Below are 18,585 nucleotides of genomic sequence, written 5' to 3' on the forward strand. Positions count from 1 at the left end.
TCGAGGAGAAGATCCGATGAACCTGAGGTCGACGCCAGTGCTCGCTGTCGTGGTGATGGTGCTGTCGCTCCTGATGGTCGTCGCGGCGATGTGGGGGGCCAAGCTGTTCATCGTGCGCGTACCGCCCGATTATTTCCTGCGCCCAGCCCCCCCGCGCAGCCCCGGCGCGCGCATCGTGCGCACCGTGGCGGGCGTGCTGATCGTGCTGGCCGGCATCGCCATGCTGCTTCTGCCCGGCCAGGGCGTGCTCACCATCATCGTGGGCCTCTTGGTCATGGACCTGCCGATTCAGCACAGGGTGGCCAAATGGCTCGTGGCGCGCCCAGCCCTGCATCGCCTCATCGATGGATGGCGCCAGCGGGCCGGGCAACCGCCTTTGCAAGTCGAAGCCAATTAGAAGCAGGCTCGAAACGAGATTGGAACCGACTAGGTGCGTTCGTACGTGCCGATGAGTCGTCCCGAGGCGAGCACGTGAGATTCCATCGCGCGCACCACGTCCTCGCGATCGGCGTGCGAGGAGAGCTCCGGGGCGTAGTCCAGCGCGTAGAGCTGGAAGTGGTAATGGTGAAGCCCATGCCCCGGGGGCGGCGAGGGCGGCGTGTAGCCCATCTTGCGCCGCGTATTCAGGCCCACCATGCCGACGGTCATGGAGCCCTCGGGGATCTCGCGGATATCGGGCGCGATGCTATGCACGAGCCAGTGCACGAACGGCTTGGGCAGCGGCGCGTCCGGATCTTCGCAAATGAGCACCAGTGAGCGTGTACGCTCGGGGACGTTCCCCCACCGAATGGGCGGCGAAAGGCCGAGCCCATCGGCCGTGTATTTCGTCGGAATGGGCCCGTGCGATAGAAACGAGGAGGTCGTAACATCGATGGCCTCCACGGATCTCTGCAAGCGAGAGATGACCAACTTGTCGTCGCCCGCGTGAACGCTCCGGAGCGCGCGGCCCACGACGGATGCGACCTGATGAAGCATTCCCATACAGCACCTCCGGCCGCCGCACCAGCAATGCGCAGGCCAGTGTGAGCTCCAGAGAAGCTGCGAAGAGCGACGCGAGCGAAAAGCTTCTCATCCGGGAAGCATCAGGGTACGTACGAAATCATGAGGCACGCGCTCGAGACGCTGTTCATCGTTCTTGCCACCGGCTCGAGCGTCGCGATCGCCGCAAAGCGCATCGGTGTTCCCTACAACGTCGCCCTCGTCATCGTGGGGCTGCTCGGCGTCTTCGTGAATGTGCTTCCGCACACGCCGATGAATCCCGAAATCGTGCTTTTGGCGTTTCTGCCCATCCTCGTTTTCGAGGCTGCGTTGTTCGCCGACGGCCATGCCCTCAGTCAGGCGGCGCGCCCCATTCTCGCGCTGGCCGTGCCCGGCGTGGCCATTTCGCTTTTGGGCACGGCGGCGGTGGCGAAGTACGCGCTCGACCTGCCGTTTCCGGTGGCCGTTCTTCTCGGGGCGCTGCTCGCCATCACCGACACGGTGAGCGTGCTCTTGGCCTTCAAGAGCGTGCGCGTGCCGCACCGGCTTGCGTCCATCATGGAGGGCGAGAGCCTTTTCAACGACGGGACGGCGCTCGTTCTCGTCTTGATCGCCACCGAGATGGTCGAAAGCGGTACCTTCGACGGGATCGGCACGTTGCGCGCGCTGGTGGTGACCATGCTCGGTGGCGGCATTCTGGGCGCGGGCTTCGGGGTGCTCGGGAGCGTGGTGCTCCGCCGCACGCCGGATGGTCTTACCGCGATTCTGGCCTCCATCGTGCTGGTGTTCGCGGCGTCGCTCACCGCGGAACGCCTGCACGCATCGCCCGTGATTGCGGTCGTCGTGGCGGGCGTGCTCGTGGGGCGTGCGGCGCGCACCATGCTGGAGCCCTCGCGCGTCCTGGCGTTGCAGGGCTTTTGGGAAACGGCGGGCTTCATTCTAAACGTGCTCATTTTTCTCCTGGTCGGGATGCAGATTCAGCCGTCGATGCTGCTCGACGAGGCCTCCTCCATCGTGCTTGCCGTGCTGGCGTTGCACGCGGGCCGCGCGGTGGCGGTGTACGGCTGCTTCTGGCTGCTGCGCATTTTGCAGGGCGAGCGCGTTCCGATGCGCTGGCAGCACGTCATGGTGCTGGGCAACATCAAGGGCGCGCTCTCCATGGCTGCCGTGCTCGCGCTTCCCACGGAGCTACCGTATCGGCATCGCCTCGTGGCCATCGTCTTCGGCTGCACCTTCGTGACCTTGATCGCGCAGGCGCTTCCTTTCCGCAGAATGCTCGGCTGGCTGGGCATCTCGCTCCGCTCCGATCTGGCGACGGACGAGGCGCGGGCTACGCTCATCGTGGCCCGGCGCGGGCAGTCGGAGCTCGACGAGTTGCTCGGCGCGGGCCTCGTCTCACGGCGTGAGCACGCCGAGCGTCGCGCGGCATTTCAACGGCAGATCATCGCCTCGGAGGAGGCACTGCGCGAGGCGCGGGCCATCGATGCAAAGGATCAATTCCTCGAAATGACCTTGCTGCAGGGACAGAGGGCGGCGGTCATGGAGGCGGGGCAGCGAGGAATCATCTCCCTCGAGGTCGCGGAGGAGCGCCTGGGGGAGCTCGACAAGCAGCGCATGGCCCTCATGAACGAAGAGCATCACGAATAAGGAGCAACGGATACAACGATGCGAGTTCTCATTGCAGGAGCCGGGCGGGCGGGTCTCAGTGTCGGCGGTCATCTTCGGACGACGGGCCACGAGGTCATCATCATCGATCGCGATCCGCTGGTCGCCAAGCAAGCCTTCGAACGTCACGGTCTCGTGGCCATCACGGGGGATGCCACCGATGCGGGGCTGCTGCAAGAGGCCGACGTGTCGCGCTCCGACGTGGTGGTGGCCATGCTCGCGCGCGATGCCGACAATCTCGCGGTGGCGCTGCTCGCGCGTTCGGCGGGTGCCCAGCGCGTGATGGTGCGCATGCGCGACTCGCAGTACCGCAACGTGTACCTCGATGCGGGCGTGCACCGCATCGTGTCGGAAATCGAGATTTTCGTCGGAGGCATCGCCACGGCCATCGAGCACGATGCGGTGAAGCACTCGATGATCCTCGGCGGCGGCAGCTCGGTGGCCTTCGAGCTGACCATTCCCGAGGGCGCCGACGTCGTGGGCCGTCCGGTCGCCGAGATTGCCGCTTCGAAGGGCTTTCCGCCGTCGTGTGTCTTCGCCGGTCTCTACGATGCCAACGGCGCCGTCGATGCGCCCCGCGGCTCGTCGGTTCTGCGCGGCGGGATGACCGTGCTCATCGTCGCCCGCCGCGACGAGGTGGGCGCGGTCATCCGCCACCTCATGTCCCCGCGCATCCTCAACGCGAAGCGCTGACCCTCGAAGAAGAGAGAGCTCACATGAAGGCGGGAAGGCGGGAAGGTTTATGAATGGGCCTCTCGGCACCATTCTCCTCAATCTCGAACCCTTCCCGTCTTCCCGCCTTCATGTGAATTTCTCTCTCTCTCTTTCGTCTCAGCGGCTTCGCGGGCTTTTGCCGATGCCGTATTGGGCGGCGAGGCGGGCGATTTCGGCGCGCTCCAAGTCGGCGTAGCGTGCCGCGGCGCTGTGGTTGCCCGCGGTGAGCTCGAGGAGTTCCTCGAGCCAGATGGCCGTGAAGCGATCGACCAGGGCCGCCTTTTGCTCCTCGTAGGCGCGGCGCGGATCGATGAGCTTGCGCAACGCGAGATCGAGGATTGCGCCCTTGGGGCGCGTCGGCTCGGGAAGGGCGCCGAGGGCGTCGTACGCCAGCACCGTGTCGCGCAGCTCGAGCACGTTGCCCGGCCACGCGCGCGTCTTGAGGTCCTCGACGATGGGCGCAGGTAGTGCGGCGACGCCGGCGTCGGCGGCGAACTTCTCGACCAGGGCAGGGATGTCCTCGACCCGTTCGCGGAGCGGCGGCACCCGCAGGCGCACCACGGCGATACGGAAATAGAGCTCCTCGCGCAAGCGGCCCTGGCGCACCTCCTCGGCGAGATCGCGGCTGGTCGAGGCGATGATGCGCACGCGGACCTGATGGGCGGTGTCGCCTCCGACGCGGCGCACCTCGCCGGTCTCGAGGGCCTTCAACACCATGGGTTGCACGTCGAGGGGCAGATCGCAGATCTCGTCCAGAAAGAGCGTGCCTTCGTCGGCGTACTCGAAGGCGCCCATGCGATCCTCGGCGGCGCCGGGCAGCGCGTTTCTCTTGTGGCCGAAAAGCTCACTTGCGGCGAGCTCGCGCGGCAAGGCGGCGCAATTGATGGTGATGAGCGGGCCGCTGGAGACGCTCGATCCATCGTGCAGGGCGCGCGCGATGGCTTCTTTGCCGGTGCCGGGTTCGCCCTCGATGATGACGGGGGTGAGCGAGGCCTCGAGGCGCGCGAGCATGCCGAAAAGCCGCCGCATCGGGGCGGATGCGCCGAGCAGCCCGCGGTACGACGTGTCGGAATGCTGGAGCACGTGCTCCAGTTGTTCGCGATCGGCGTCGAGCACCAAGGTGACCAACCCGATCTGAATGCGTGCCCCGAGCGAGAGGACCATGCGCTGCACGCGCTGTCCGAGGTAGAAGGTGCCGTTGGTGCTCCCGAGATCGTGCACTTCGACGCCCTCGGTGCGCAAGGTCAGCTCGACGTGGGCCCGCGAGACGGTGGGCTCGTTGATGACGATGTCGCAGCCGGCGCCGCTGCCCGCGCGACAGCTTCCCGATGAAAGCTTGAACACGGTCGGCGAGCCGGGCCCTCCGAGCACGTGGATTTCGGCACCGAGCGGCGGTCCGGCGGCATGCGCGGGGGCGCTCATCCCGCGGGTGATTTCCACGACGGTGGCGGGCGCGGTGACGAGGTTCTCGCGCGAATTGGGCTTTCTCTCGGTCGAATTGGGGGCGAGGCCGAGGATGCGCTCGATCTTCGCCGCGGTGCCCAGCATGGAAGCCGGCCCGAAGGGCTCGAGCGCGCGGGCGAGCTCGCCGACATTGGCATACCGCTCATCGGGCGACTTTTGCAGGCAACGCAGCACGACGGCCTCGAGGCCCGTGGGCACGTCTTCGCGCTTTTCGCGGAGCGATGGCGTCGCCCGGTGGATGATGGCTTGGAACACGCCGTTGAGGTTGTCCTCTTCGAAGGGGCCTTGTCCGGCCAGCAGCGCGAAAAGGATGACCCCCAGGGCCCAGATGTCCGTGCGCAGATCCACGTCCTTCGCGGAGCGGATTTGCTCGGGCGACATGTACGCCGGCGAGCCGAGGCCGGTGGCTTTGACGGTGAGCGAGTGCGACGTCGTGCCGAGCCACTTGGAAATACCGAAGTCGAGTACCTTGATGCTCATGCTGCCGTCCTCGCGCACGGCGAGGAAGACATTGGCGGGCTTCAAATCGCGATGGATGATGCCGGCGGCGTGGGCATGGGCGATGGCCTCGGCGGCTTGCATGACGTAGCCCACCGCGGTCGCCACCTCGAGCCGCGCCCCGCCCGCGAGAAGGGCCGCAAGGTCGCGCCCCTCGAGGAACTCCATGACGATGTAAAGCTGACCCGAATCGAGCGTGCTCACGTCGGAGACGCGCGCGACGTGTTCGCTTCGGATGCGGGCCGTGGCCTGCGCCTCGCGAAGGAAGCGGGCCGTGATGGTCGGGTCATCCGCGAAGGTCGGGTTGAGGAACTTGAGCGCGACGCGCTGGTTGAGTTGGAGGTGCTGCGCGGCGAAGACGATGCCGGTGGCGCCCGTACCCAGCACGCGTTCGATGCGGTATTTGCCGGCAACGATGTCCCCGGGCGAGAGTGGTCCACTGGTCATGCTGCCGAGAGTCTACAGGTTGGGGCAGCGACTCGGCACATGCTGTTGCACACTTGCACCGTCCGCCATCCGCCCCTGGAAGCAAAATTTCATACGAAGCGACGTCAAGGTTGCGCGACCGACATCACCTGCCATGCTCTGCCCGGCCGCGACCGATGGAACATCGCCCTTTCCCGAAGATCCCGCTGCACCTTCGCGATGCTGTGCCGTCGAAGGTGTCCCGCTGGGTCGCGACGGAAAAGATCCACGGTGCTCACTTCGTCATGGGCACGGATGGCGCTGTCGTCCGCTTTGGTAAGCGAAAGTCGTGGCTCGACGCGGGCGACGTGTTCTTCGGGTGGCAACTGCTTCGGTCTCCGTTGGATGCCGCCGTTCGCGAAGTGCACCGGCGCCTTGGGGGGCACGGCCGCACGTATTTCTACGGAGAGCTCTACGGCGGAGGGTATCCCCATTCCGACGTGGCGCCGGTCCATGGCGTCACCCCCGTGCAGACGGGCATTTGGTATGCGCCGGATATCCAATTTGCGCTTTTCGACATTCTCGTCGATGGTGGCGTTTTCCTAGCGCATTCCAAATTGAAAGAATGTACGCAAGGCACCGGGTTGGGCCTCGTCCCAACGATGCTCGAAGGAACACGTTCCGAGGTGGGCGCGCTCGAGTCTCGGTTTCTGACGCGCGTTCCGCGGGATCTGCCGGCGCTGCCGAACAATTTCGCCGAGGGGCTCGTGTTGAAGCCCGATGCGGATCTCGCCCCCGAGAACCGGCCGGTGTTCAAAATCAAGATACCCGAGTTCAGCGAAGTTCAATTCGACGAAAGCGAACCGTGGAACTCGGATATTCGTCTATCGGGGCATGAACTCCAGGCTTTGGCGACTCGTTTGGTGAATTTGCCGCGTTTGGCCAGCGCTCGTTCCAAGGTGGGACATGGTTCGCGCGAGCAGTTGCTGGACGAGGTCGTCCTGGACGTCCTCGTCGACCTCGAGGCGGCGTTTCCCGTGGCCATGGCGTCGCTCGATGCCGCCGCGGAAGACCAGCTCCGCGCGCACATTTTGGAGCTCGCCCTGGAGCTTGCGCGCACGGCCTAGAGGGTCAGTGACCAAGTTTGGTCGACGACGGGTTGGCCGAAGCTGTGGTTCTTCTCCTGTTTTTGCAGGGTGAAGCCGGCGCGTTCGTAGATGTGGCGGGCGGCGACGAGGGAGTCGTGGGTCCAGAGGACCATTTTCTTGTAACCGGCGCGGCGGGCGAAGCGGATGCACTCGTCGACGAGGCGGCTGCCTACGCCCATGCCCCGGGCCTTGGGATCCACGATGAGGCAGCGGAGTTGGGCGATGGTGGCCGTTTTTTTCACGCAGAAGATGCTGCCCACAGGCTCGCCGTCCATCTCGGCGATGAAGGCATTTTCCAGCTCGGGGTCGTAGTTTTCGATGTAGTCGGCCATGATGCGCGCGACCAACGCCTCGAACGATGCGTCGTAACCGTATTCGTCGCCGTAGACGATGCCGTGGCGGCGAATGACCCAGCCCAGATCGCCCGGGCGGAGCGGGCGCAAAAGGTACGATGGCGGTTGCGGCGCGCCCTCGAGGAGGGTGCGCGCCGTATGGAGTGCGACCACGAGGCGCCGTTTGTCCTCCGCGGACAGGGAGGAGAGCATGCTCGAGACCCACTCGGCGGATTTGGCGTCGAGCGCCAAAAAGATGTCGCGCCCTTTGTTGGTGAGGTACGCCACCTGCTTGCGCGCATCCGTCTCCGACGACTCGAGCGACACCAGCCGGTCCGCCTTGAAGCGCGAGAGAATGCGGCTCAAATAGCCCGCATCGAGCTCGAGCTCGCGCCGGAGATCGGCCACCTCCATGCCCTGATTGGACCCACGTTGCGCCAGCTCGAACAGAACGCGCGCCTCGGTGAGCGAATACGTGCTCTGCAGATGGCTTCCACCAAGCGCTCCGATGCGGGTCGTCCAAAAGCGATTGAACGCTCGCACGCTGGTGACCGGATTCGTATCGTTGGCTTCAGTCAATGTATTCGTTGACACAGTCAAAGATATGGAGCCGCCCTCGGTTTTCGTCAAGTTAACTGCTAGAGGATCGGACCATGGCGATAGAGCGAGCGATCAAGCAGTTCGAAGAGCTGAAGGGCGAGTACCTGGAGGATTTGAAGACGCTGGTACGCATCCCCAGCGTGTCGTTCGACGGGTTCGATCCACGCCACGTGCGGGCGAGCGCGGAGGCGACGGCGCTGCTCCTGAAGAAGCGCGGGTTCGACAATGTGCAGCTTCTCGAGGTCGAGGGGGCGCATCCTTATGTCTATGGAGAGATCCTGAAGGCGCCGGGCAAGCCCACGGTCCTTCTGTATGCACACCACGACGTGCAGCCCACCGGCGATCCGGAGGTGTGGGCGAGCCCGCCTTTCGAGCCCACCGAGCGCGATGGCCGCCTTTATGCGCGCGGCGCGGCGGACGACAAGGCGGGCATCGTCGTGCACACGTCGGCCGTCGATGCCTGGTTGAAGGGCGCCGGCGAACTTCCGCTCAACGTGAAAGTCGTCATCGAGGGCGAAGAAGAGATTGGCTCGGGACACCTGTCGGAGTTTCTGCGGAAAAATTCCAAGCTGGTGCAGGCTGATGCCATCGTGCTCACCGATACGGGGAACTTCGAAACGGGGCTGCCGTCGATCACGACGTCGCTGCGCGGCATCATTGCGGTGGATGTCGAGGTGCGCGCGCTGAAGCAATCGCTGCACTCGGGCATGTGGGGTGGGCCGGTGCCCGATCCGGTGATGGGACTATGCCGAATTCTGGCCAGCCTGACCCATCCGGACGGGTCGATTGCCATTCCCGGTATCGTCGACAAAGTGAAGCCGCTGACCGAGGCGGAGCGTGCGAGCATTCAGGCGCTGCCGGGGGACGAATCGCATTTCCGCGAGCAAGCGGGATTGTTGCCCGGGGTGGAGCTCCTCGGAGGCCGCCATTGGTGGGAGACCAATTGGCGTCATCCATCGATTTCGGTCAATGCCATTCAGGCGAGCAGCCGCAAGGACGCGCGAAACATCATTTGCGAATCGGCGTGGGCGCGCGTGGGCATTCGCGTGGTGCCCGATCTGGATCCCGAGGACGTGAAAAACCGGCTCGTCGAGGCGCTGAAGAAGGCGACGCCGTGGGGCCTCGAGATCGACATCAAGGCCGAGCACACGGGGCGCTGGTGGTACACCGATTCGTCCCACATCGCATTCCAGGCCGCGTTCCGCGCGCTGCGAAAGGGCTATGGGCGTGAGCCGCTGACCATCGGCTGCGGCGGGTCGATTCCCTTCGTGGAGCCTTTTGCCAACGAACTCGGTGGCGTGCCGGCGCTGCTCATTGGCGTGGAGGACCCGTACACCAACGCCCACTCGGAGAACGAGAGCTTGCACTTGGGCGATTGGGAAAAAGCCATCAAGAGCGCCATCTTCTTGTACGAAGAACTGGCCAAAGATTTGGCGCCCGGCCGCAAATAAGAAGAGAGAATTGAACATGAAGGCGGGAAGACGGGAAGGGATTCGAAATTGATTGTTAATCTCAAAAACCTTCCCGCCTTCCCGCCTTCATGTGATCTCTCTCTTTCTTAGAAATTCTTTCCGTCGACGTGTTGGATGGGGTAGGCCGCGACGTCGACGCCCTCGAGACAGCGGGCGTTGATGGCGACCATTTCGGAGCCGTCGGGCTTTTGGCCACGGGCAAACGATGAGACGCCGCAGGTCGAGCAGAACAGGTGATGGATCATCTTTCTGTTGAACTGATAATCCTGGAGCGCGTCGCTGCCCGCGAGAAGGCGGAACTGGTCGGCACCGACGAAGGTCAAAAGGTGACCCCGCTTCGAGCACATCGAGCAGTTACACTGCATGAGCTTGTCGATTTCAGCCGTAACTTCGTATCGAACTTTTCCGCAATGGCAGCTGCCTGAGTACGTTTTCATCAGGTTCACGAACCATCATATGAGCACGTCGTCAAGTGACCTACGTGGGGCGGTTCGCGTCCAGGGCGTGGATGATTTCGGCGATGGATTTGCTCGCATAGTGCTCCTTCGCCGCCTCGACGGTGGCGAACGAGCGTGACTTCATGCGGTCGATGTACAAGGTGCCGCCGATGTGATCGACCTCGTGCTGCAGGATGCGCGCGGGCCAGCCGCGCACCCGCCACGTCTGCGGTACCGCATTTTCGTCGAGGCCGGTGACTTCCACCTCGAGGTAGCGCTCCACCAGGGCGACATAGCCGCTGACGCTCAGGCACCCCTCGAAGAAGGTGGCCGTCTCGTTGCCGATGGGCGTGAGCACCGGATTGACGAATACGCGCGTGGGGAAGGCGACGCGTCCGCGCAGGGCCCTCTCCTCCGGGCTCAATTGCGCGAGGAATTCCTCGCGGTCTTCCAGCACGATGAGCCGGAGTGGAATGCCAATTTGCGGTGCCGCCAGGCCCACACCCGGGGCCTGGCGCATGACGTCAATCATCGTTTGGACCAGGTCGCGGAACTCTTTGGTGGGGATTCGCGCGGGGTCGACGTCGTGCGCAAGCCCACGCAACACGGGCGCGCCGACTTGGACGATCGGGACCAACGAGGGAGCGGTCATACCATCTATATAGCCTGCGCCGCGCACCGAAGCTCGACGGCGACGCAAGGGCCCAACCCATGGCCCCGCTTTGTCACGGGGCTTTGGCGATGCTGTCGATGACGAGTCGCCCTTGTCGATCCGCGGAGAACGAGAATTTGACGCGATCTCCAACGTCGAGGCCCGACGCCTGCTCGGCGCTCTGAAATTCGAAGGCCATCGTCATGGCCGCCATGAAGCCGTCGATGGGATCGTGCGCGATGTTGACGTAGCTTCGGCCATCACCGAAGGAGCGAATCACGCCCGTGGCTTCGTGCCGCGAGGCCTCGTTCTCGGCGGCGGGTGGGGGCTGGCGTCGCGCATCGAGCCACACGACCACGCCGACCACGGCGGCTGTGAGGAGGACCCATGCCGACAGCGCCCAGGGAAGGTGCCGGCGGAGAAAGGAACGTGTTTCCGCCACGGCCTTTACTTCTTCGTAATCGAGTCGATGAGACGGCGCCCGTCTTCCGTTGCAGTGAAGGTGAACGCGATGTTGTCACCGACCGCGAGCCCTTCGAGCTGGCCCGAGCTGCGCGGCTCGAAGGACATGGTCATGGCCATCATGTAGCCTTCGATTTTCTCGTGGGCGATGTTCACGAATTTTCGTTCGGGCCCGAACGAGCGCACCACACCCCGCGCCGTGTGCGTTTCCGAGCCACACGCCTCGGCGACGGACGGACGGACGCCTTGCCCGACCGCGCAGGCGGACGCGACGAGGAACGCAACGAAAAGGGTGCGGGGTGCGAACAACGGCATGCCGCCCTTCTGTCACGTTCCCGTCGCGTTGTGGAGCGACAAAATGTCGCGGCGACGCCGACCGACGCTTACGTGAGAAGCGTGTCGAGGAACGGATTGGCGAAAATGCGATGAGGATCATAGCCATCCAGGATCGCGATGGCCGTATCCCAATCGTCGCCCCTCGCTTGGCCGGCGCGGAACGTGTCCGGGATGGCGCCGGATAGCACCGCTTGGTTGGACCATGCCCCCGTGTCGGTATGGGCCCAGCCTTTGGACCATTCGGGCCGCACGGTGGCGTACGACCCGGAGAAGTTGGTCCAGATCCAGCGCTCCATCTCCGCATAAAACTCGTTCGCGTGCGGCATCTTCGGGATGGTGAGCATGTTGATCCACACGCACGTATCCCACTCGGGATGGTCGGGCCGTGGCCTTGCGACCGAGAGCAATGGCGATTGCGCCCCAGGGATTTGCACGTCGCGTGCATGATCGAGTCCCGTGATGCGGATTTCGAGTGGGGCGCTCATGGGGAATTGGCCTTTGAGCTGATAGGCCGTGATGGCCCGCGAATATTCGGCGTACACCTCGGAGACGACGCGCTGGAGGTTTTCGCGCGCGGTCACGATGGCGAGCCCCAAGGCGGCTACGCGCAACGTGGTGGCCTTGGCGTACAGCAAGACGTCCTTGGACCAACCCCAGAGATCCCACGTGCCGGAGGCGATGAGTCCCGCACCGGCGGCGCCCGTGAAGATGTTCGCGAGCAGCGGCGTGAGGAAGGTCGCGCCGGCGTTGATCTGCTCGATGCACTCGGATTGCTCCTGCGTGATCGAATTGGCGAATCCGTAGTTGTACGGCTTGCGCACGTGGCGGGAAATCCAAGGTTTTTCCGGTGCGAGGGACCAAACCTTGATCCAGGGTACGCTGGTGAAGGGAAACCAAATGGCCTCGACCCGGCCCGCTTTTTCGGTGAGGGCGGCCATGGAGTGCGGTCCCGCGGAGGCCGGTGGTGCGAAGACGACGCGCGCCGGAATATCGTACCAACTCTGGCACCGCAGGCGCGCGTTCGCGCCGACCTGCAGGGTCACCTCGGTGATGAAGGCGCGTCCGAGGTGCACGAGGAACGCGCGAATGTCCGGGTCGTTCCTCTGAAAGGTGCGCAGCACGTATTCGTTGCGCGATCCGTCCCAGACCACCGCGGTGATCGAGAGGATCAAGTTCGACAACGAGCCGTACGTCTGCCCCGGCGTCCGCGTCTCGCCCCGCGCAGGGACGGCCGTGCCATGCGCGCCGATGGCCAGAAGACCACCGACGGTGATGTCGCCGGGGGCGGGGATGGCCGCGAAGCCGAGACCGCGCGCCTCGAGCTCCTCGAGCACCCTCGCCATCAGCGTTCCCGCGCCGGCGGTGACCGACTTGACTTGCCCGCGTGCATCGACGCGCACGGAGGTGAGTCGGGTGGTGTCTACGAGAATGATTTTCGAAACATCCGAACCATTCGGCAAAAGAACGGGGGACCAATTATGACTCATCCCCTTCGGACGAAGGCGATATCCATTTTGGTATGCCCAATTGACCAGGGCGACGACCTCTCGGGCATTCGCCGGGGCACATGTCCACACCCGTTCGACGGTAATTTGTTCGGACCAGTTCTGATAGGCTTGTTGGTAGAGTCGAAGGAAAGTTGGAAAACGGGACGGCGCGGGCAGCGTGGAGGCCGCGCTGGCGACGGGAATCCGAAACAGCGGAATGCCTTCCGCCCAGTTCATCATTCCCATCGCCGTTGCGCCGGCTGCCGTTGCGAGGAAGCTCCGCCGAGATTTCGATGTCATGTGTCTCCCCCCGTATTTCGAATGTCCGGTGCTCGCTCGATTCGTCCATCTTCATGCAAGGCGAAGCGGAAAAATCTTCTGCAAGGCTAATTTGGACACCCGTCTCCGATGCACCGAGGGGGCGTTAGGCGGGCTGGGCCTTGTCGAGAAATCCAAATACGTGACGAATTTTGCCATTCTCGAATACCGCAACATCGAAGCCGATGGCAGCCGGTTCTTTGGACCCAGGCGGTCCAGCGTGCCATGTGAAGCGCACTTGATCATGGTGCGTATCAATCGCACTACCGAGCGTAAAGACGATTCCTGGATACTTCGATTGCACGGCGGCAATGAAGCCATCGAGTCCCTCGCGGCCGGCGACGGCGGCCAACGGATCCGTGTACGTGCAATCATTCGTGAAGTTCTTCTCGATGGCAGCTTGGCGCGCGCCCGGATCGGTCTCGTTCCAGCTATCGAGGTATCCCTGCACCAGGTCACTGACGGATCGGCTCATGAGAAAGGCTCCTTGTTTCGTGTCGAATCAATCTCCGACACCGCTCACCATGGGGCGAGCAAGGAAACGTCTCAATTACCTGCGAGGTAAGGCGCGCTCCGCAAAAGAAGAAGAGAATTCACATGAAGGCGGGAAGGCGGGAAGGATTTTTTCTGTTTCAAATTTGCTCAGTGAGCCGATTGAAACCCTAAAAACTCCCCGTCTCCCCGCCTCCCTGTGAAATTTCTCTAGCTTTTCAGCAGGTCGGTGTCGCGGGTTTCGGGGGCGGCGAGCATGGCGGCGATGTTGATGCCGAGGGCTCCGAGGAGGTAGAGGCTCACGGCGACGGACGTGCCGAAGTAGGTGAGGAGGGCGAGGGCGATGATGGGCGCGAGTGCGCCACCGAGGATGCCCGCGGCCTGGTAGCTCAGGGACGCGCCGCTGTAGCGCAGGCGCGTGGAAAAGAGCTCGCTGACGAAGGCGGCCTGCGGACCGTACATGGCGGCGTGAAAGAAGAGGCCTACGATGGCGGTGACGAAGAGAAGCGGCGCGCTCTTGGCGTCGAGCATGCGAAAGAACACGAAGCCCCAGGCCGCAGCGCCGATGGCGCCCGCGAGCGAGATGGGACGGCGGCCGTAACGGTCGGAGAGCGCGCCGAAGAGGGGCATGAACACGAGCTGAAATGCGGACCCGATGAGCACACCGTGCAGCGCAACCTCCCGCGGCATGCCGACGTGTTGCGTGGCATAGGTCACGATGAACAGCGCGAAGATGTAGTAGCAAACGTCGGAGCCGATGCGCGCGCCCAGCACGACCAAGAGCTCGCGCGGATGTTGCCGCAGCACCTCCAGCAGCGGCATCTTGGGAACGGCGTGCTTCTGGCTGGCCTCGAGAAACAGAGGCGACTCGCTGATCGAGCGGCGGATCCAGAGGCCCACGACGATGAGCGCCGCGCTGAGCAAGAAGGGAAGGCGCCACCCCCAGCGATGGAAGGCCTCGTCGGGCATGGCGGCCGAGAGCACGCCGAGCACACCGGCCGCGAGGAGGTTGCCCGCGGGGGCGCCCACTTGTGGCCAGCTCGCGGCCAAGCCGCGGCGCGCTTGGTGACTGTGCTCGATGGACATGAGCACGGCGCCGCCCCACTCGCCACCGAGCCCAAGGCCCTGGAGAAAGCGCAGCGCGACCAGCAGAATGGGCGCAGCCACCCCGATGGAGTCGTATGTCGGCAGCAGGCCGATGGCAAAGGTGGAGGCTCCCATCAGCACCAAGGTGAAGATGAGGATGTTCTTGCGGCCGATCTTGTCGCCAAAATGCCCGAACACGGCCCCGCCGATGGGCCGCGCGACGAAGCCGACGGCGTAGGTCGCGAGTGAGGCGAGTGTCCCGGCGAGCGGGTCGAACGTCGGGAAGAACAGCTTTTTGAAGATGAGTGCGGCGGCGAGGCCGTACAGAAAAAAGTCGTACCATTCGAGCGAGGTACCCACGAGGCTCGCGATGACCACGCGGCGTGCCTTGCTGCTCATGTCACAGCTCCTGCTGTCTCGTTGGAGGCGGCGCCGTAACCGCCACCGCCGGGGGTTTGCAGCACGAAGACGTCACCCACTTCGACATCGACGGAGTCACAGCCTTTCATCTCCGTGATGCCTCCACCATTGGTCCCGGCGCGCTCGACCCAGTTCTTCCCAAGGCCGCCGGGCGCGCCTCCGGCCATGCCGTACGGTGGGACGCGCCGGTGCCCCGAGAGCACCGACACGGTCATCGGCTCGAGGAAGCGAATGCGCCGCGTTCCGCCGTCGCCGCCGCGCCATCGCCCATGGCCACCACTGCCCCGGCGGATCGCGTAGCTCTCCAGCACGACGGGGTAGCGCCACTCGAGGATCTCGGGATCGGTCAGGCGCGAGTTGGTCATGTGCGTCTGCACCAGCGCGGTGCCGTCGAAGCCGTCCCCCGCGCCCGAGCCGCTGGCCACGGTTTCGTAATATTGATGCCGCGTGTTGCCGAAGGTGACGTTGTTCATCGTGCCGGAGCCCTCGGCCTGAAGCCCCAGCGCCGCATACAAGGCACCGGTGATGGCCTGCGAGGTCTCCACATTGCCAGCGACCGTCGCTGCAGGATACGAGGGCGCAAGCATCGAACCCTCGGGGATGATGACCCGCAGCGGGCGAAAACAGCCCGCGTTGAGCGGGATATCGCCCTGCGCCAAGGTGCGGAATACGTAAAGTACGGCCGCCAAGGTCACCGACTTGGGCGCATTGAAATTGCTCGCGAGCTCCGCCGAGGTTCCCCTGAAATCGATGACCGCCGAGCGCGCCGCCGCGTCTACGCGAATGGCCACTTCGATGCGCGCGCCGCTGTCCATTTCGTAGGAGAACTGGCCATCGTGCAGCGCGGAAATGGCCGTGCGCACGGCCTCTTCGGCATTGTCCTGAACGTGTCCCATGTACGCGCGCACCGTGTCCAGTCCGAAGTGCGCAATCATCTTACGGAGTTGATGAATGCCTTCTTCGTTGGCCGCCACCTGCGCGCGCAAATCGGCCAAGTTGCTTTTCGCATTTCGAGATGGATAGCGCGCCTGCTCGAGCCGTTCGCGCGTTTCGTCCTCGCGAAAGCGGCCGCCTTGGACGAGGAGCCAATTGTCGAAGCGAACCCCTTCCTCCTCGATGTTCTTGCTGAACGGAGGCATGGATCCGGGTGTGATGCCGCCAATTTCCGCGTGGTGGCCGCGCGAGGCGACGTAAAAGAGAATGTCCTTTTCGTCGTCGCTCCACACCGGTGTGACTACGGTGATGTCGGGAATGTGCGTGCCGCCGTGGTACGGGTCGTTCACGGCGTAGGCATCGCCCGGTTTCATTTGGGCCGCATTGCGGCGGAGGATCTCCTGCACGCTCTCGCCCATCGAGCCGAGGTGCACGGGCATGTGCGGGGCATTCGCCACGAGGTTTCCCTCGCTATCGAAGATGGCGCAGGAGAAATCGAGGCGCTCTTTGATGTTCACCGAGTGCGCCGTATTCTCCAGCATGACGCCCATTTGCTCGGCGATGGACATGAACAAATTGTTGAAGATCTCCAGCATGACCGGGTCGACGCGGTCCTCGGCAGCGCCGATGGCATGCGTCATTGTCCGCGGCCGAACGCGCGTCATCGTCAGGTAGTCGCCCTCGCGGAACGTCGCGCGCCACCCCGGCTCGACCACGATGGTGGCATTGGCTTCCGCGATGATGGCAGGGCCCTCCACGTCATCGCCCGGCCGCAGATCCTCATGGCGGTAGATGCGCGACGCCTCCCACGCGCCCTCGTGGAACATGCGCGCCACCCCGCACGAGGCCAATTCGCCTTTGCGCACGGGGCGCGCGCTGACGTGGGCATCGGGCGCCTCGGCCGAGCCCACCACCGACACCGAGATGGCTTCGACGACGAGCGGCCGATCCATCACGAAGGAGTAGCGCTGCTGGTGCACGCGCTCGAAGCCCGCGATCATCTCCGCGCGCGGGCCCCAGGGCACGGGCAAGCTCGAGTCCGTCCCCGCGTAGCGCAGGTGCACCCGGCGCGATTCCGAAATGGATGCGGCAGGCAGCCCGTCTCCTTCGAGCTCGCGGCGCGCTTCCGCGCAGAGCGCGTCGCCCGCCTCGGCAATCACAGGCACCAGCGTCTCGGTGAGCTCGGCCTCGATGGCGCGCTCGCGCATGGCCACGGCGTCGGCCAGCCCCATGCCGTAGGCCGACAGCACGCCGGCGAAGGGCGGAAAGAGCACCTTGGTCATCCCGAGCTCGTCGGCGACGCGGCACGCGTGCTGGCCGCCCGCGCCTCCGAAGGTGGTGAGCGCGTACCGCTTGATGTCATGCCCCCGCTGAACCGATATTTTCTTGATGGCATTGGCCATGTTGGCCACGGCAATGCGCAAAAAGCCTTCGGCGATATCCTCTGCCGGGCGGCCTATTTCAGCGGCCATTTCCTCGAATTTCGCGCGCACGACGCCGGCATCGAGCGGCTGATCGCCCGAGGGACCGAACACCCGCGGGAAGTAATCCGTTTGAATGCGCCCGAGCATCACGTTCGCATCCGTGACCGTGAGCGGACCACCGCGGCGGTAGCACGCCGGGCCGGGCACGGCGCCCGCCGACTCGGGGCCGACCCGCAGCCGGCTTCCATCGAAGGTGAGAATCGACCCGCCGCCGGCGGCCACGGTGTGGATGTTCAACATGGGCGCGCGCATGCGCACGCCGGCGATCTGCGCGAAGAAGGTGCGCTCGAATTCGCCTTGATAATGCGAGACGTCGGTCGAGGTGCCGCCCATGTCGAAGCCGATCACGTGCGTCTCGCCCGCGCGTTCGGACGTCTTGGACATGCCCACGATGCCGCCGGCCGGCCCCGACAAGACGGCGTCCTTGCCGCGGAAGCGATGGGCCTCCGCCAAGCCGCCGTTGGATTGCATGAACATGAGTCGCACGCCGGAAAGCTCTTTTTCGACCTCGTCGACGTAGCGTCGCAGAATCGGCGAAAGGTACGCGTCCACCACGGTGGTATCGCCGCGCGGGACGATCTTCATGAGCGGGCTGCACTCGTACGAGGCGCTCACCTGCGTGAAGCCCATGCCTCGGGCCAACTCGGCGAGCCGCCGCTCGTGGTCCGGATAGCGGTAGCCGTGCATGCAGACGATGGCCACCGAGCGAAATCCCTCCTTGTACACTGCACGCAATTGCTCGGCGGCGGGCTCGGCATCGAGCGCTGTGAGCACGGTGCCATCGGCGGCGATGCGCTCGTCGACCTCGATGACCCGCGTGTAAAGCAGCTCGGGCAGCGCAATGTGGCGGTCGAAGATCCGCGGGCGATTCTGGTACGCGATGCGCAGCGCATCGCCGAAGCCGCGCGTGATGACCAGCGCCGTGGGCTCACCCTTGCGCTCGAGCAGCGCGTTGGTGGCCACCGTCGTGCCCATTTTCACGACGTCGATGCGCTCGGCCGGGATCGGTTCGCCTTCGGCCACCCCGAGGAAATGCCGAATGCCCGCCAAGGCAGCGTCGCGGTAACGTTCGGGGGCGTGGGATAAGAGCTTGTGCGTGAAGATCGTACCGCTCGGGTCACGTGCCACCAAGTCGGTGAACGTGCCGCCGCGATCGATCCAGAATTGCCATTGCCGCTGCCGCTGCCAGGAAGGATTCACAA

At 64.5% G+C, this 18,585-nt stretch carries 16 protein-coding genes; 5 read left to right on the plus strand and 11 right to left on the minus strand.

The features are described 5' to 3' along the window. The first annotated feature begins 16 nt into the window (after positions 1 to 16). A complete protein-coding gene (locus LZC95_13205; protein WXA97787.1) occupies positions 17 to 397 on the plus strand; it encodes a PGPGW domain-containing protein in 381 nt (126 codons plus the stop codon). 29 nt (positions 398 to 426) lie between these two features. Here the strand turns inward: LZC95_13205 and LZC95_13210 are convergent, their stop codons facing one another. Continuing rightward, positions 427 to 981, minus strand: coding sequence for a YbhB/YbcL family Raf kinase inhibitor-like protein (locus tag LZC95_13210; protein WXA97788.1), 555 nt, complete (start codon positions 979 to 981; stop codon positions 427 to 429). Between the two features lie 120 nt (positions 982 to 1,101). On the opposite strand from LZC95_13210, the gene LZC95_13215 reads away from it, so the two are divergent. Both LZC95_13215 and LZC95_13220 read left to right on the plus strand, forming a co-directional pair. After that, positions 1,102 to 2,625, plus strand: coding sequence for a sodium:proton antiporter (locus LZC95_13215; protein WXA97789.1), 1,524 nt, complete (start codon positions 1,102 to 1,104; stop codon positions 2,623 to 2,625). An 18-nt stretch (positions 2,626 to 2,643) separates the two neighbouring features. Continuing rightward, entirely contained in the window at positions 2,644 to 3,336 is a 693-nt protein-coding gene (locus LZC95_13220) for a TrkA family potassium uptake protein (protein ID WXA97790.1), read from the plus strand. A 138-nt stretch (positions 3,337 to 3,474) separates the two neighbouring features. On the opposite strand, the gene LZC95_13225 is transcribed toward LZC95_13220, so the two are convergent. Beyond that, a complete protein-coding gene (locus LZC95_13225) occupies positions 3,475 to 5,766 on the minus strand; it encodes a sigma 54-interacting transcriptional regulator (protein ID WXA97791.1) in 2,292 nt (763 codons plus the stop codon). A gap of 155 nt (positions 5,767 to 5,921) precedes the next feature. Here LZC95_13225 and LZC95_13230 point away from each other — a divergent pair, with 155 nt between their 5' ends. Continuing rightward, positions 5,922 to 6,851 carry an RNA ligase gene (locus tag LZC95_13230; GenBank protein WXA97792.1) on the plus strand — a complete coding sequence of 310 codons (930 nt, stop codon included), beginning with the start codon at positions 5,922 to 5,924 and terminating at the stop codon, positions 6,849 to 6,851. Here LZC95_13230 and LZC95_13235 read toward each other — a convergent pair. Continuing rightward, positions 6,848 to 7,783 (minus strand): helix-turn-helix domain-containing GNAT family N-acetyltransferase, encoded by a 936-nt coding sequence (locus tag LZC95_13235; GenBank protein WXA97793.1) that lies wholly within the window; start codon positions 7,781 to 7,783, stop codon positions 6,848 to 6,850. The genes LZC95_13230 and LZC95_13235 overlap by 4 nt on opposite strands. A gap of 74 nt (positions 7,784 to 7,857) precedes the next feature. Here LZC95_13235 and LZC95_13240 point away from each other — a divergent pair, with 74 nt between their 5' ends. Then, entirely contained in the window at positions 7,858 to 9,255 is a 1,398-nt protein-coding gene (locus LZC95_13240) for a M20/M25/M40 family metallo-hydrolase (GenBank protein ID WXA97794.1), read from the plus strand. Positions 9,256 to 9,362: 107 nt separating this feature from the next. On the opposite strand, the gene LZC95_13245 is transcribed toward LZC95_13240, so the two are convergent. The 8 genes from LZC95_13245 to LZC95_13280 all read right to left on the minus strand — a co-directional run bounded on the left by LZC95_13245 (position 9,363) and on the right by LZC95_13280 (position 18,583). Continuing rightward, on the minus strand, positions 9,363 to 9,713 hold the full coding sequence (locus tag LZC95_13245; protein ID WXA97795.1) for a GFA family protein: 351 nt from the start codon (positions 9,711 to 9,713) through the stop codon (positions 9,363 to 9,365). A gap of 40 nt (positions 9,714 to 9,753) precedes the next feature. Continuing rightward, positions 9,754 to 10,365: a peptide deformylase gene (locus LZC95_13250; GenBank protein WXA97796.1), complete on the minus strand. Its 612-nt coding sequence runs from the start codon at positions 10,363 to 10,365 to the stop codon at positions 9,754 to 9,756. Positions 10,366 to 10,438: 73 nt separating this feature from the next. After that, positions 10,439 to 10,807 carry a copper-binding protein gene (locus LZC95_13255; protein WXA97797.1) on the minus strand — a complete coding sequence of 123 codons (369 nt, stop codon included), beginning with the start codon at positions 10,805 to 10,807 and terminating at the stop codon, positions 10,439 to 10,441. 5 nt (positions 10,808 to 10,812) lie between these two features. Beyond that, on the minus strand, positions 10,813 to 11,142 hold the full coding sequence (locus LZC95_13260; GenBank protein WXA97798.1) for a copper-binding protein: 330 nt from the start codon (positions 11,140 to 11,142) through the stop codon (positions 10,813 to 10,815). 68 nt (positions 11,143 to 11,210) lie between these two features. Beyond that, positions 11,211 to 12,950 carry an FAD-binding protein gene (locus LZC95_13265; protein WXA97799.1) on the minus strand — a complete coding sequence of 580 codons (1,740 nt, stop codon included), beginning with the start codon at positions 12,948 to 12,950 and terminating at the stop codon, positions 11,211 to 11,213. Positions 12,951 to 13,074: 124 nt separating this feature from the next. Next, the gene (locus tag LZC95_13270) at positions 13,075 to 13,443 is read right to left on the minus strand and encodes a nuclear transport factor 2 family protein (protein WXA97800.1); all 369 of its coding nucleotides are present in this window, start codon (positions 13,441 to 13,443) and stop codon (positions 13,075 to 13,077) included. 227 nt (positions 13,444 to 13,670) lie between these two features. After that, positions 13,671 to 14,945: an MHS family MFS transporter gene (locus LZC95_13275; protein WXA97801.1), complete on the minus strand. Its 1,275-nt coding sequence runs from the start codon at positions 14,943 to 14,945 to the stop codon at positions 13,671 to 13,673. Next, a complete protein-coding gene (locus tag LZC95_13280; GenBank protein ID WXA97802.1) occupies positions 14,942 to 18,583 on the minus strand; it encodes a hydantoinase B/oxoprolinase family protein in 3,642 nt (1,213 codons plus the stop codon). The genes LZC95_13275 and LZC95_13280 overlap by 4 nt, the downstream gene beginning before the upstream one ends. Between the last annotated feature and the right edge of the window lie 2 nt (positions 18,584 to 18,585).

The sequence above is a fragment of the Sorangiineae bacterium MSr12523 genome, assembly GCA_037157775.1.
GTDB lineage: Bacteria > Myxococcota_A > Polyangia > Polyangiales > Polyangiaceae > Pendulispora > Pendulispora brunnea.

What these genes read in the sequence shown, in the direction of transcription:
- LZC95_13230 (WXA97792.1), top strand. Translation starts at nt 5,922, where the DNA reads ATGGAACATCGCCCTTTCCCGAAGATCCCGCTGCACCTTCGCGATGCT.
- LZC95_13215 (WXA97789.1), top strand. Translation starts at nt 1,102, where the DNA reads ATGAGGCACGCGCTCGAGACGCTGTTCATCGTTCTTGCCACCGGCTCG.
- LZC95_13220 (WXA97790.1), top strand. Translation starts at nt 2,644, where the DNA reads ATGCGAGTTCTCATTGCAGGAGCCGGGCGGGCGGGTCTCAGTGTCGGC.
- LZC95_13265 (WXA97799.1), bottom strand. Translation starts at nt 12,950, where the DNA reads ATGACATCGAAATCTCGGCGGAGCTTCCTCGCAACGGCAGCCGGCGCA.
- LZC95_13270 (WXA97800.1), bottom strand. Translation starts at nt 13,443, where the DNA reads ATGAGCCGATCCGTCAGTGACCTGGTGCAGGGATACCTCGATAGCTGG.
- LZC95_13260 (WXA97798.1), bottom strand. Translation starts at nt 11,142, where the DNA reads ATGCCGTTGTTCGCACCCCGCACCCTTTTCGTTGCGTTCCTCGTCGCG.
- LZC95_13210 (WXA97788.1), bottom strand. Translation starts at nt 981, where the DNA reads ATGGGAATGCTTCATCAGGTCGCATCCGTCGTGGGCCGCGCGCTCCGG.
- LZC95_13225 (WXA97791.1), bottom strand. Translation starts at nt 5,766, where the DNA reads ATGACCAGTGGACCACTCTCGCCCGGGGACATCGTTGCCGGCAAATAC.
- LZC95_13245 (WXA97795.1), bottom strand. Translation starts at nt 9,713, where the DNA reads ATGAAAACGTACTCAGGCAGCTGCCATTGCGGAAAAGTTCGATACGAA.
- LZC95_13240 (WXA97794.1), top strand. Translation starts at nt 7,858, where the DNA reads ATGGCGATAGAGCGAGCGATCAAGCAGTTCGAAGAGCTGAAGGGCGAG.
- LZC95_13250 (WXA97796.1), bottom strand. Translation starts at nt 10,365, where the DNA reads ATGACCGCTCCCTCGTTGGTCCCGATCGTCCAAGTCGGCGCGCCCGTG.
- LZC95_13275 (WXA97801.1), bottom strand. Translation starts at nt 14,945, where the DNA reads ATGAGCAGCAAGGCACGCCGCGTGGTCATCGCGAGCCTCGTGGGTACC.
- LZC95_13205 (WXA97787.1), top strand. Translation starts at nt 17, where the DNA reads ATGAACCTGAGGTCGACGCCAGTGCTCGCTGTCGTGGTGATGGTGCTG.